At 42.4% G+C, this 12,475-nt stretch carries 13 protein-coding genes; 7 read left to right on the top strand and 6 right to left on the bottom strand.

Going from position 1 to position 12,475, the window contains the following annotated elements; genetic code table 11:
• Window positions 1-46: 46 nt before the first annotated feature.
• From BB427_RS14605 to BB427_RS14585, 5 genes are all read right to left on the bottom strand, one after another.
• Window positions 47-547: a hypothetical protein gene (locus BB427_RS14605; protein WP_069021476.1), complete on the bottom strand. Its 501-nt coding sequence runs from the start codon at window positions 545-547 to the stop codon at window positions 47-49.
• 150 nt (window positions 548-697) lie between these two features.
• Window positions 698-1,561 (bottom strand): hypothetical protein, encoded by an 864-nt coding sequence (locus BB427_RS14600; RefSeq protein WP_069021474.1) that lies wholly within the window; start codon window positions 1,559-1,561, stop codon window positions 698-700.
• Window positions 1,558-4,017 (bottom strand): fimbria/pilus outer membrane usher protein, encoded by a 2,460-nt coding sequence (locus tag BB427_RS14595; protein WP_069021472.1) that lies wholly within the window; start codon window positions 4,015-4,017, stop codon window positions 1,558-1,560. Before BB427_RS14595 ends, BB427_RS14600 begins: the two co-directional genes overlap by 4 nt.
• Window positions 4,018-4,028: 11 nt before the next feature.
• Window positions 4,029-4,724, bottom strand: coding sequence for a fimbria/pilus periplasmic chaperone (locus BB427_RS14590; protein WP_045989622.1), 696 nt, complete (start codon window positions 4,722-4,724; stop codon window positions 4,029-4,031).
• Between the two features lie 162 nt (window positions 4,725-4,886).
• Window positions 4,887-5,195: a hypothetical protein gene (locus BB427_RS14585; RefSeq protein WP_010370578.1), complete on the bottom strand. Its 309-nt coding sequence runs from the start codon at window positions 5,193-5,195 to the stop codon at window positions 4,887-4,889.
• A gap of 46 nt (window positions 5,196-5,241) precedes the next feature.
• Here BB427_RS14585 and BB427_RS14580 point away from each other — a divergent pair, with 46 nt between their 5' ends.
• The 3 genes from BB427_RS14580 to BB427_RS14570 all read left to right on the top strand — a co-directional run bounded on the left by BB427_RS14580 (window position 5,242) and on the right by BB427_RS14570 (window position 7,971).
• Window positions 5,242-5,451 carry a LytTR family DNA-binding domain-containing protein gene (locus tag BB427_RS14580; RefSeq protein WP_069021470.1) on the top strand — a complete coding sequence of 70 codons (210 nt, stop codon included), beginning with the start codon at window positions 5,242-5,244 and terminating at the stop codon, window positions 5,449-5,451.
• A 279-nt stretch (window positions 5,452-5,730) separates the two neighbouring features.
• A complete protein-coding gene (locus tag BB427_RS14575) occupies window positions 5,731-7,575 on the top strand; it encodes a hypothetical protein (RefSeq protein WP_069021468.1) in 1,845 nt (614 codons plus the stop codon).
• A 165-nt stretch (window positions 7,576-7,740) separates the two neighbouring features.
• Complete coding sequence (locus BB427_RS14570) at window positions 7,741-7,971, top strand: hypothetical protein (RefSeq protein WP_254663644.1); 231 nt, start codon at window positions 7,741-7,743, stop codon at window positions 7,969-7,971.
• Here the strand turns inward: BB427_RS14570 and BB427_RS14565 are convergent.
• Window positions 7,947-8,852, bottom strand: a complete 906-nt coding sequence (locus BB427_RS14565) for a LysR family transcriptional regulator (protein ID WP_069021466.1) — start codon at window positions 8,850-8,852, stop codon at window positions 7,947-7,949. The genes BB427_RS14570 and BB427_RS14565 overlap by 25 nt on opposite strands.
• Before the next feature lie 158 nt (window positions 8,853-9,010).
• Here BB427_RS14565 and BB427_RS14560 point away from each other — a divergent pair, with 158 nt between their 5' ends.
• The 4 genes from BB427_RS14560 to BB427_RS14545 all read left to right on the top strand — a co-directional run bounded on the left by BB427_RS14560 (window position 9,011) and on the right by BB427_RS14545 (window position 12,446).
• Window positions 9,011-9,697 (top strand): type 1 glutamine amidotransferase domain-containing protein, encoded by a 687-nt coding sequence (locus tag BB427_RS14560; RefSeq protein WP_045989617.1) that lies wholly within the window; start codon window positions 9,011-9,013, stop codon window positions 9,695-9,697.
• A gap of 30 nt (window positions 9,698-9,727) precedes the next feature.
• A complete protein-coding gene (locus tag BB427_RS14555) occupies window positions 9,728-10,789 on the top strand; it encodes an NADP-dependent oxidoreductase (protein ID WP_069021464.1) in 1,062 nt (353 codons plus the stop codon).
• A gap of 23 nt (window positions 10,790-10,812) precedes the next feature.
• Window positions 10,813-11,421, top strand: coding sequence for a glutathione S-transferase family protein (locus BB427_RS14550; RefSeq protein WP_069021462.1), 609 nt, complete (start codon window positions 10,813-10,815; stop codon window positions 11,419-11,421).
• 359 nt (window positions 11,422-11,780) lie between these two features.
• The gene (locus tag BB427_RS14545) at window positions 11,781-12,446 is read left to right on the top strand and encodes a hypothetical protein (RefSeq protein WP_069021460.1); all 666 of its coding nucleotides are present in this window, start codon (window positions 11,781-11,783) and stop codon (window positions 12,444-12,446) included.
• Window positions 12,447-12,475 lie beyond the last annotated feature (29 nt).

The following is a 12,475-nucleotide window of genomic DNA, read 5'->3' as shown; positions in this document are numbered from 1 at the left end:
AAGGCAACGAGTGCTTTTGTCAAACGCTCACTGCCCCATTATATTGTTAGTTAGGGCTAACCGTTACAGTGATGGTATCAGAGTATGTACCCGCATCGTTTAAGCCATTTGACTGTGGTGTGATCTTTAACGTAGTTGCTTGCGTTTCACCTGCGCTGCCTGTGCCTGCCAGTGTAGCTAGGTGCTTATAAGTACCGCTTTGTAAGTCAACACCTGAAGTGCTGCCAATATCTAGCGTGTAAGCAATTTTGCTGTTTTTGCCGTTATCAGCAACTAAGAAGCCGCCGTTAGCAGAGCTATATTCAGTTGTTGCATTTTCACCTGTGTTACACCATACGTCTAGCGTACCAATTTCTTGAGTTTCTTGAGTAGAATCTAGATTTAAGTTAGTTACGCTGTTTGAGCCACTATCAGTTTTACACATGGCTTCAATAGTACCTTCAAAGGTGAAGCTTGCTTCATTTCCTGTTGTTTCTACTACAGCAGCAGCCGCAGTCATTGACGTGATTGCTGAGGCAACAAATAGTGATTTAAGTAATGTGTTCATGGCGCATCCCCTTGAATAAAGTACGGCTTTATAATTTGTGTTAGGTTGAATACCTGGTTATTTCAAATTAAAAGCAATTGGTGTGCCAATGTTTTTGAAGTTTATTTAATTTTTTATTGTTTTGTTTTTTTGTTCTTATAATTCAAATTGTTATCTTGGGTAGACAGTGAGTGATAAATTGTCGCGATAGTAGCCTGCGGGCATAAGCTCGGTATTACCTAGCTGAAATTCAAAGCCAAACCACGAATCTCTGACGCCGGGATAGAAATTATAGCTTCGTGATAGGCGCTCAGATGACGATATTTTGACGTTATCGAAACTAATTGCGTAATCAATAAGGGCGCGTTTGTTGGTTTCATGACGCAAGCCGTTATATTCAGAGTCTAGGACGATATCGTATGAGCTATTACTCAATATTTTTATACCCCAGTAAAAGCGCATATTCGTTTTTAGTTCGCCTAAGTCTATGAGGTAGTGACCATCATCGCCCGACACTTTACCTTTGCTTGAGTTATCGAGTGAGATGGCGATTTGTGGCTCGGCGTAATAGGTCATCTCCAGATATTGCTCTGCGATGACCTTGTTGCGCCTTACAATAGACACTTTTACCGCACCATAGTAATAACCTGCAGGGAACAAACTATAGTGCCTTAAGCGCATCCACATTTGTGTAGAGCGGCTAGTTAAGGTTGCTTTGGCGATACCGTTTTTAACGTTAATACGTTTGTATTGAGAGTCCAACAGTCTAGCGTATTTATCTTCAGTCGGGCCCGAGAAGACAAACGAATAATAATATGTATCTTCAACCCAGATTTCATCGGCACAATCTAGTAGCGAATCCGAAACTTGTATTTTTAGCGGTAAATATACAGTTACTTGATTGCCATACTCTTCTTTTATCTCGGCTGAGTTAGAGGTCGCCAAAAAATTGCCATCACATTTGTTGCGCTTGGCCAATGCAACAGGCGAGATCAAATAGCTGAGTGCAAGCAGCAAAAATAGTGCGAACTTCATTTGTTTGGATCTCCCTGTAATTGTGCTTGCTCAAGCGTGATGGTGCCAATTTTGATAAATCGTTTTTCGCCATCATTCACGGTAAATTGTCCGACGATGTCATTAATTTCGATTAGGTAGCTACCTGTACTGATACCTTCTACAACAAATCGACCCACTCGGTTGGTAAAAAAGGTGCGATTGATTGGAGCGTTGTCACTGTCGCCGGCATTAGATTGCCTTATTACTTGTCCTCTTCCCAGTGCAATAGGTGTGCCTTGTTCGTCGACGACTGTACCTATCACGGTATAAGACAGGTCCGAACCTACTTGAATATGGTGCCCTGTATTGGCGCCACCGACTAATTTATAAGTGCCGGGACCCCAATCATAACCCAGAGGGGCGTTGGGTACATCAATATTAAATTGATAGTTGGTGTAGCCAGTGCCCAAGTCAATTAATGCGCCAATGTGTTGCGTTGGTTGGTTTTGTGCACGGCCAAAGCGGTCGACGTTAACTAATACGTCGTTATTTTTTAATGTTTTATGCTTAGTAACTACAGCAAAAGGAGTGGTAGTGGTGGCGCCCATACCAAAGTGACCATCAGCAAAACCTATACTTGACGATAAGTTAACACTGGCGGAGCTGTCACTCGTAAATTGCGAGCGAGTGTAATTACTTGCGGTCATATCAGCTCTAAAAAATGCGTTAGTATGGCTGGCTTTTAGCTGTTCTTGCCTATACCCACTGCCTTTTTCTGCCCGCAATTCATAGCCATAGTCATTGACGTAGTTATTGTTTGTTTTGGCATAGCTTACGCTGGCGACTTTACTACGGTTGTTATATTGAGCTCTCGTGCGGACGTTGTCTTGGCGGTTGTAATGGTTCCACGTAAAGTTAAGCACGAATTGATTTTCGGAGACGACACGAGGATCGTCACTGACATTATGGTTATATCCAACTCTTACCCTGGCCCCTTCGTAGCGAAAATTAAGCTCAGCAGAAAGGTTTTTAGTGACCAAATCTTCATTATTTACTTGCCGCGTTGCGTTGAGCGTAAAGTCTATGTGGTCGTTGATAATATAGCTGTAGTCAGCAAAAGCCCTCTTGTTATTGCTGAGCGTGACTTCTTCAAGCCAAGGCGAGTTGCTAAAGTCTTCCATGATTTCATAACCCAAACGTAAGTTGGGCGAGCCATAATTACCATGACCAAAAATACTATACTCTGTTTCTATCGAGAAAGCATTGCCGGAAATATCAGACGTTTTACTTTGCGAGTAACGCAGCGATACATTGCCCAAAGGGCTACTGAATGTGGTGATTGAGCCAAATACTTGCCCTTGTGGATGAGCCGCGCCATTAACTCCAAGTGAGAGTTTGTCGGTAACGCCATATTCGTAACTGCCAGAGAGCAGCGCGTCGTCGTCATAATGATAACGACCATCATCTACTACCGATAAAAAACCAACTGCTAGCGAGTAGTCACTCACACCTTGAGCTAATAGCCGAGAGTTATAGTGGCTAGTAAAATGGAAGTGCTGGGTTTCACCGTTGGCATATGTCGCAACAACGTGAATATTATTTATGCCTGAAGTCAGCGGTAAGTCATTGAGGTCATAGCGCCCCGCTTTGAGGCGTACTCTAGAAATCAAAAACTCATTAATAAATATCTCAAGTGTTGCAGGGCGGGGTAACATAAACTGTTGGCTGTTACCTGGGGTGATCTTACGTTGGGGTTGCAGCTTTGAATAGGCGCTTGCGACTTTGAAGCCTGCAAGTGGAGCACCCGATAAATGGCCATTGTTACTGCTTTGGGTATCGCCTAATGTGAATCGTCTCGGTTTTTCGGGCTGATCGTAAAATACAGCCGTATCACCACGGTAGACGTGACTTTGCTCGGTGCTGCCGCTTTCCCAAAAAACCGAACTGTGCATATTTATGCCGTTGCTACCGCCAACATTGGCATTTATAAGCCATTCGAATTGTGAGTGGTAGTTTTGATTATTGTCACTACGCTCATGGTTTAGGTTGAGATTATTCAGTAAAGCCCAACGCGCTTCTTGTGTTGGTTGTTCAAAGTATTTCTTTCTGCCATAAGAAAGCGTGTCTGTAGCCATGGCCGCTTCTGCTAGCGACATGTCTATAGTGAGATCTTGTGCCTTGAGATCAAGCGTAATTCCCTTTGCTTGTAACATATCTAGGGTGACCTCGTGCTCCTCAAGACTTGAGAGCCAATCGAGTACGTCTTTACTTAATACGGATTGTAGGTTTTCCTTCAGCTGCATGGCTGAAACCGATTTTAAATCGTATCCATCTACAGAGGCAGAAACTTGCCCCACCTCGGCATTATTCAGCCGAACGGGAAAATCCATTGAATAAACCGCCGCCCATGCGGGGGCTGTCCACATCAGATAAAGTGGAGTAAACCAAAATTGTTTTAAACGAGGCAAGCGCAGGCTTGAGCGCACAGTTAACATCTAGCTATTTTTTACTTAGAAGCCAGTAGATTGATAAGCTCTACTGTTTTACTCGGCTTGTCATTGAGCAATGGCTGTAAATTTATCACCATAGTGTGATTTGGCATTATAAAACGGCCCGCAGTAACTGACTGAAACTTCACCCAATCTATGACAGTTGCGCCATCGTGGAAACGGTATTCAAACTGCGATAAGTCCAGTACTCGGTCACCTTGGTTACTTAGGGTGAGTGTACATTCGGTTAGCTCTTCACATTGCAGCGTGCTGTTTATTTGCGATTGAACACCATCCGGACTAACAAACACTAAAGTGGCAAAGTTAAAGACCATTTTAACGCCAGATGCTTCATCTTCTCCGGGAAGTGGCAGCTGTTTGAAGACAATGCGATAAGACTGTGTTTGTTTGAGTTCGGGCGAACCTAGGTATTTTGCTCTGAATACTTGATAACTTTTTGCCGGCACTTCTACTTGCGGAGGGAGCACAATAAAGTCTTCTTCGGCGCTGATCAGCACTTCTTTTTGGTGCTCGTCAAAAGTACGTTTAAGTACCTCTATCTCGATGGGTAAAGGATTGTCACTGGGGTTTTGGAGGCGGTAGGTCACGAGTGACTTTTTACCATGTGACGAGAGGTCGACAATCATAGGTTGTACTTGGTAAGCCAAAGCCGGAGCTGCTAAACAAAACAGCAATAACAACAATATACGCATTCAAACTCCAACACTGAGAAGACCAAAATTTCCGCTATACGATACCCAGACTATTTGGTATTACAAGGGTAACATATACGCTTTTTTTAATAATAACCAAATAGTATGGTTGAAATTAGAAGAGTGACAGTTTTTCACAAACCCGAATAAATCTACATTGCTTCAGTCTTCAGGACCAAGCAAAGTAAAGGTTAAATGTTTACGCATATCCTTTAAGATCACCCCTTTTTTCAGCATGGCGGCGCTTAAACGCTTTTGCCATTTAAGGAGTTCTGGCTTTGCGGCTTCCAGTGCCTGTTCGTTCTCAAATTGGAAAAAGAGTATTAATGAGCCGGGGAACAAGTGATATTCCACATCAAACCAACATTGCACCATGCCGGGAATTTCTGCACGAGCTTGTTCTTCGAGTTTGTCTGCAATGGTCAGTACCAAGGCTTGTTGTTTTTCTTGTACTTTTGAGAGCTTTTTCATAATGCTATGGATGTAAGAGGCCAAAAGCCTAATTATAATCAAGCTTATGGGCTATCAACAACTCGAACTTACTTTGCCCTCTATTTTTGTAAAAACACATCGTTCTTATTTAACTAATCTAAATGAAGTGGTGTCATTAGAAAGTGATAATAATCAAAGCAACTTGAAATTAACCAATGGAGCAAGTGTTCCCGTCAGTCGTCGGCTTGTCCCGTCGGTTAGGGCGACGCTTAAAGCATCTAATAACTTCAGTTAAACCTTGAATATTGTAATTAGACCACGTATCACAAAGGACATTACAGTTTTTGATTTAAGTTTCTCATATGACATTTTCTGTTCACAAATATATCTTTGTGCCTCTAAAGTTGACTGGTTAGATCTAAATCTAATTTTATTTATATAAATGTAAAAAAATAGTGAATTTGTATCGCAGCTTTAGTAGTGTATTTAGTAAATAAGCGCAGCCTTACTAGCTAAGATGCTAAAGTTTCGTTGTGTAATGAAGAACCAAGGAAAACAAAAACTAAGGAAACGCATGAAATTATCGAGTGTACTTTCACTGGTCAATCAAGTGGAGAAGTCAAAATTTATAAATGCTATAGATAGGATTTGTCTAGAAGCTGTAAAGCACGACAACAAAATAGCAACTCAGTTAAATAAACTTGATGGTCAAATTAAAAATGCAACAAGTAATGATATTACTCAGCTATTTAAAATTGTATTACCTCACTTTGAAAAGTCGGTAAAAGAACAATTAGCGATGTTGGGAGCTCAAGCTACTCTTTTGACAAATATTCTAAGTCGAGATGGAAACTGCATTGCTAGGGTTAACTGGATTGAGTCTTTATATACAAAAGAATGGGAACTCATTGACTCCAAAGCTAACGAATTGCGTTCTGAAATTGCAAGTATCAGTGATGATGACATATTCTCCGAGGGAAAACGGTTAGGAATCTATCATGCTTGCCTAAAAGAAGCATATTCGAATGATGAAAGAAATAATAGAGAAGCGAAAATCACGGATGATGAACGTGGTATTCTTAATGTATTAGCTAAGCACCTTGATGTTACCTCAGATAATCAAGCTGGAATCGAGCATTTGATTGATCAAATCCCCAAGAATGGTGTGCAAGATGCAATTAATGATTTACGAGAAATTGGACTGGTTTTTGTAAGTAGAAAAAGGCAAACCGTATACGTTCCTGATGAAATTGTAAGCTTGTTTCACCGGCTACAAGGAAAGGAACTTGCCGACAAGCATCTGCTAAGAATTCTTAGAACCTTTACTGATGCGGAGCTCTCAAACGTACTTAAAAACCACAGAAAGAAAATTCGTGGTGTTGAGAGAAAAGATAAGATCGTAAATATAATCAAGTTGGGGCTGTCGGTCACTCAAATCCTAAAAGTGGACATGTTTAGCGAGGGTACGCCAGTCAACGATTGTAAAGATCGCTTAAAAACATTGATACAAGATCTAGATCTAGAATTGGATAAATTTGGTTCAACGATAGAAGAACGTATAGATCTAATCTTAAATGCTTTAAATCAAAGCTCGGAGCGAGAGTTTAATGCTTTAAGTGCTACAGGATTTAAAGAGCTATTTTCGACGCTGCAAAACCACTTCCCTTCATTAGCTACAATATTGAAACAAGAATTCGAGCTTGAAGAACAAGAGGAGCTAGATGTCGAGAAATTGCGGGCGCTGAGTATTACACCATATGATATTTTATATATGTTGACCAATGATGAAGTGAAAAGTGTTGTTGAAAGTATGGGGATTAAAAAGCGAGGAAACTTAAGGCTAAATATCCTTAGCAGCTTTGCTGATGCAACAGACAAACTGATTGATAATTATGGTGCTCTAGCGAGACGAGATTTGACTAAATTGAAAAGTGAAAATATAGAAGTAGCTGAAGCCGAATTAGGAGTTAAATTCGAAGAAGTAACTAAGGCAATATTTGAACAATTAGGTCTTGAAGTAGATGAAGATTTGAGACGTTCGATCAACACCTCGAAAGATAAGGCTGATATTCTCATTTCATTGAGTGAGGATGATGTAATTGTAGGCGAAGCGAAGACATGTAAAAACGGAGATTTTGCAAAGTACTCGACGACCTCAAGACAAGTAAAGTCATATGTAGGAAGATGTGAAGGTGCTGGTAAAAGAGTTGCTCAAGTTTTAATCGTCGCTCCCTCGTTTTCTGATGACTTTGTTGAGAGTGCGGAAATGGATACTGAAGTAAATATCTCTTTGCTGGAGGCTGATGGACTTAAGCGAATTCTGGATGCCTATAGAGCACGGAGAAAACCTAAGTTTTCAGCAAAATTGTTTACTAAAGGTGGCTTGTTGAAAGCCGATTTAATAGCTAAGAACATTTAAGTGTCAAAAGTCAATGAAGTCAGAAAGTAGCTTCTGACCTTTGTGATTTCATTGATCACTCAACATTAGTATCTCATCCACCAGCTGAGATACCTACTCGACCAAAGTGGTTAAACACTTTATTATCATGGCAGTATAAATTTCATGCAATGGGCATTGTTTGTTATGACCAAGGAAGGAGCGTTTTCACTCTTTACCAAGCTGAAGTTTTTGCTTGCTGCAATTGGCAAGCATTTGGATTTTATCTCCGTTGGTATTCCGTTTTATGTTGCTGGTGGATTACTCATTTATATTGGGGTAACTGAGCAATACGGCGCAGGTGTTGGAGCTGCTATTTTAGGTGCCTTGTTTATTTCGATAGTTGTGATGTTTTACGCTTCAACCAATTGGCGCTGAAAATACCCTTTTAGAAAATCGAGCAGTAGTCGCACTTTTTTAGAGTTGGCATTGCCTTCTGGGAAAACGCCATAAACATGTATGTCTGGCAGTGTGTAATCTTCTAATACGGGAACTAGGGTACCGGCCTGTATTTTTGGTAACGCATCGTAAGTTGGAATTCGTCCAAGACCATGACCTCCCTCAACAAAAGCGGTGCGAGCGGCGGCATTGTTGGTGCTTATATCGCCTTTCATCGTGATGCTATAAGCCCGAGCCCCTTTACTCAATGTGAGTGCGCCCGATGTCAGCTTGTAAATCACCCATTGATGCTGGTAGAGATCAGTGGGGTGTTTGGGGACGCCGTACTTTTGCAAATAGTCGGGCGATGCGCACAGGCAGGTTTTTAGCACTGAAAGTTTACTGGTTTGCAAACCTGAATCGGGAAGTGGTGCGCCTCGAATGGCCAGATCAATCCCTTCTTTGATGATATTGACGACTTCATCTGTGAGCATGATATCGAGCTGAATCTTTGGATACATAGCTCTAAACTCATTGAGTGCAGGCACTATGGTTTGCAAGCCAACATTAACAGGGCAGGTAAGCTTTATTAGACCGATAGGCTCTTTCTTTAAATTCTCAATTTGCTGGTTTGCGGCAAAGGCTTGCTCTGCAATCACACGGCAGCGCTGGTAGTATTCGCGACCTGCCTCTGTAAGTGAAATAGTGCGAGTCGAGCGATTGAGCAATTTTATGCCTAACTGTGACTCCAGTTTTTTAACATGGTAGCTCACCACTGCGCGAGACAAATTTAAATGCCTAGCGGCGCCACTTAAAGTGCCTTGCTCGATAACTTGGGCAAAGACAACCATGCTTTTGAGTTGCTCAAACGAAATGTCCACGCACTACTCCATCGACTTTGATAAATTGATTGTATCAATTGTTTGAACAAAGAGTTAGCTTTTGTCTGCATTGTTTAACTAGTCTTAAGCTCATACTTTTATATTTATCCGCAGGCTAAATAGCCTGAAGTTTGAAGAAAGAATGAGAGGTAATTTTGATGACAGCAAAGAAAATTTTAATGGTGCTAACGTCACATGCAGAATTAGGCAACACAGGTGAGAAAACAGGGTTTTGGATTGAAGAGTTTGCCGCTCCCTATTATGCCTTTGTGGATGCTGGTGTAGAAGTAACGCTTGCTTCACCAAAAGGTGGTCAGCCGCCAATTGACCCAAAAAGCGAACAGCCTGATTTCCAAACCGACAGTACGAAACGCTATTTTGATGATCAAAAAACGCAGGAACTGGTGGCAAATACGGCGCCACTAGCTGAGGTGAGCGCGGCAGATTTTGACGCTGTGTTCTATCCTGGCGGTCACGGACCTCTATGGGATTTAGCAACAGATACCAACTCAATCCAATTGATAAGCGCCTTTTTAGCAGCAGATAAACCAGTTGGTGCGGTGTGCCACGCTCCGGCGGTGCTAATGGATGTAAAAACCACGTCGGGTGAGTATCTGGTAAAAGGTAAAGTGGTGTCCGGCTTTACGAATAGCGAAGAGGAGGCCGTCGGGCTGACTGATGTTGTACCGTTTTTATTAGAAGATGAGTTGGTTAAACGAGGCGCTGATTTCCAGAAAGTCGATGATTGGAATGTGTTTGCTGTTAGAGATGGCTTACTGTTTACAGGACAAAACCCAGCAAGCTCTGAACTTGTCGCTGAGAAAATGCTGACGTATCTAAACTAGCTGTAACCTGCTTATTAAAAGGAATAAATCATGAGTAACGCAATAAACCAAGCTCAAAACGCACAAACGAATCGTCGCATTACCTTGGCGTCGCGCCCACATGGTGCGCCAACGCAAGGAAACTTCAATTATGAAGAGGCACAGATCCCAACGCCAAAAGAGGGCGAGGTGCTCCTTCGTACCGTTTTTTTGTCGTTAGATCCATACATGCGTGGCCGTATGAGCGATGCGAAATCCTACGCTGAGCCGGTTGCTATTAGTGAAGCGATGGTAGGTGGCACGGTATGCCGAGTTGAAGCGTCAAATAACCCTAAATTCGCCAAAGGTGACTGGGTACTCGCGATGAGCGGCTGGCAAGACTATAGCGTTTCAGATGGCACAGGCTTACTTAAGTTAGACAGCAATTTACCTAATCCATCATATAGCTTGGGCGTGTTAGGGATGCCAGGCCTTACCGCTTACATGGGACTGATGGATATCGGTCAGCCAAAAGCTGGAGAAACTGTTGTGGTTGCCGCAGCAACCGGTGCTGTAGGCAGTCTTGTTGGACAAATAGCAAAACTGCAAGGCTGTAGAGTAATAGGCATTGCTGGTGGCGCCGAAAAATGCAGTTACGCTACCGAGACACTTGGCTTTGATGCCTGTCTTGATCACTGCAAGGATGATCTCGCTGAGCAGTTAGCGCAGGCATGTCCATCTGGTATCGACGTCTATTTCGAAAATGTGGGTGGCAAAGTGTTTGACGCAGTTATGCCATTGCTTAACTCAAGTGCCCGGGTTCCACTTTGTGGGTTGATCTCTCAATATAATGCCACTGAGTTGCCATCGGGGCCTGATCGTATGTCGATGCTGATGGCGACGCTGCTGATTAAGCGAGTGAAAATGCAAGGCTTTATTGTATTCGACGACTATGGGCATAGATACAACGAGTTCAGCGAAGCGATGCTGCCATGGTTAAACGCGGGCAAGATTAAGTACAAAGAGCACTTGGTCGAGGGGATGGATAACGCAGTCGAGGCATTTATTGGCTTATTGGAAGGTAAAAACTTCGGCAAACTTGTCGTGCGCTTAGGTCCAGACGAACTCGTATAATTAAATTTATCAGGAAAAATTAGATGTTAACTGTTCACCACTTAAACGAATCACGCTCGACAAGAGTACTTTGGCTTTTACATGAACTCGACATGCCTTATGACCTTGTGGAGCACCAGCGCAACCCGGAGACGCGTCTTGCACCCGAAAGCCTAAAACAGGTGCATCCGCTTGGGAAAGCGCCTGTGCTGGTCGATGACAACCTAGTCTTGTGTGAGTCAGGAGCGATTATGGAGTATTTGCTCGATAAGGCAGAAGACAGTAGTTTGCGACCAGATGCGGGGACACCTGAATACTATCAATATCAAGAATGGTTGCACTTTGCTGAGGGGTCATTGGCACTGCCGGTGATCGCATCTTTGATGATGAAGATGGAGCAGCGTGCGGGCGATAAACCAATGGATGGTTACATTGCTAAAGAAGTCAATGTCGACTTTTCTTATATAGATGTCACACTCGCCAAGCAAAGCTATTTCGCAGGCAACGACTTTACCGCCGCCGATATTATGATGACGGTGATGCTAGAAATTGCAGATAAAGTTGGTTTGCTCACAGCGCATGGCAATATCAAAGCTTATCTTGAAAAAGTGCAAGCTCGCGCCGCATATCAAGCTGCACGAAGTCACGGTTAGGCGGTTTAAAAGCCAGAGCTTTGCTCTGGCTTTTGCAAAAGTTACTTTCGCACGCCGACTTCTCCTACCTAAGATCGCGCCGTCAACATGTCTGCTTTTACATTTTTTTGCCGTTTAATAAGATGCCAGTCACCGAATTTCGAATCAATTCATAGCAGTGCCCTTCATTTGGTAAATCTTCTAAAGGAGAAGTTAAATAAGATGTTAATACTACCGTTTTCTATCTCTGCACTGGTTAAGTCGAATTAAACTCGGTGTTTACGAGAACATTTAATAACAACCTAAGCAGGTTTAACACTGTATGTTCTTCTTGGTTGGACTCAAAATAGAGACTTTACTCAGCTGGAAAAGGAGCCAGAATGAAAGCAAAATTGATATTTGCAAGCGCAGTATTAGCAGTAGGGTTAGTGGGGTGTAATAGCGACAGTAGTGGTCCTGATGATGGTCAATGTGGTGGTGCTGGCAACTCAAGGTTTGATATAACCGGCTTTAACCTCGGTGAATTTAGCGCTGATCAGGTAGATGAGTGGGTTAACACTGAATATGATGGCGTTGAACCTATTTCGTATCAAAAACTCGTATTTCAGCTTAAAGCTGATACGCAGTCTGTAGCGCAGTTAAGCGCACCGAGCTTTAAGTTTTCTTTAATTAGCACCGCTTATGCCTGTTCACCTGTTCCACCGTATACCAATGAAAAAATCACGGATATAAATATTACCTCTAGCGCTGCGTTTAGTGACGAGTTACCTACAGGTTCAAGCTTAAATGAGGTGTTCGACATCGTGTATATCGGTTCCGATTACTCTAATCAGGTTGATTATCGTAGGCTGGATAATGGTGAAAATGACTACTTTTCAATATCCGAATTTTTAGATATGGAAGATAAAAAAGCGAGCGAATTTATCCAGTTTGCTCTGAACAGTGAGCCCACTTACAAACAGAACCATGTATTTTATATTGAAATTTCACTGGATACCGGCGAGCAATTTTCGCTCGAATCTCAAGAGTTGAGTTTTGCCGAGTAGGTGAAATGAGAAAAGCGCTCAATATAAAG

The organism is Pseudoalteromonas sp. BMB, from assembly GCF_001709235.1.
GTDB lineage: Bacteria > Pseudomonadota > Gammaproteobacteria > Enterobacterales > Alteromonadaceae > Pseudoalteromonas > Pseudoalteromonas maricaloris.
The sequence above is the reverse complement of the archived record's forward strand: the minus strand, read 5'-3'. Positions and strand labels throughout refer to the sequence as shown.

Bases quoted from the DNA above. Each gene is read 5' to 3' on its own strand.
- BB427_RS14555 (WP_069021464.1), top strand. From the start codon at position 9,728: ATGAGTAACGCAATAAACCAAGCTCAAAACGCACAAACGAATCGTCGC.
- BB427_RS14545 (WP_069021460.1), top strand. From the start codon at position 11,781: ATGAAAGCAAAATTGATATTTGCAAGCGCAGTATTAGCAGTAGGGTTA.
- BB427_RS14570 (WP_254663644.1), top strand. From the start codon at position 7,741: ATGACCAAGGAAGGAGCGTTTTCACTCTTTACCAAGCTGAAGTTTTTG.
- BB427_RS14590 (WP_045989622.1), bottom strand. From the start codon at position 4,724: ATGCGTATATTGTTGTTATTGCTGTTTTGTTTAGCAGCTCCGGCTTTG.
- BB427_RS14580 (WP_069021470.1), top strand. From the start codon at position 5,242: ATGGGCTATCAACAACTCGAACTTACTTTGCCCTCTATTTTTGTAAAA.
- BB427_RS14575 (WP_069021468.1), top strand. From the start codon at position 5,731: ATGAAATTATCGAGTGTACTTTCACTGGTCAATCAAGTGGAGAAGTCA.
- BB427_RS14595 (WP_069021472.1), bottom strand. From the start codon at position 4,017: ATGTTAACTGTGCGCTCAAGCCTGCGCTTGCCTCGTTTAAAACAATTT.
- BB427_RS14605 (WP_069021476.1), bottom strand. From the start codon at position 547: ATGAACACATTACTTAAATCACTATTTGTTGCCTCAGCAATCACGTCA.
- BB427_RS14550 (WP_069021462.1), top strand. From the start codon at position 10,813: ATGTTAACTGTTCACCACTTAAACGAATCACGCTCGACAAGAGTACTT.
- BB427_RS14600 (WP_069021474.1), bottom strand. From the start codon at position 1,561: ATGAAGTTCGCACTATTTTTGCTGCTTGCACTCAGCTATTTGATCTCG.
- BB427_RS14560 (WP_045989617.1), top strand. From the start codon at position 9,011: ATGACAGCAAAGAAAATTTTAATGGTGCTAACGTCACATGCAGAATTA.
- BB427_RS14585 (WP_010370578.1), bottom strand. From the start codon at position 5,195: ATGAAAAAGCTCTCAAAAGTACAAGAAAAACAACAAGCCTTGGTACTG.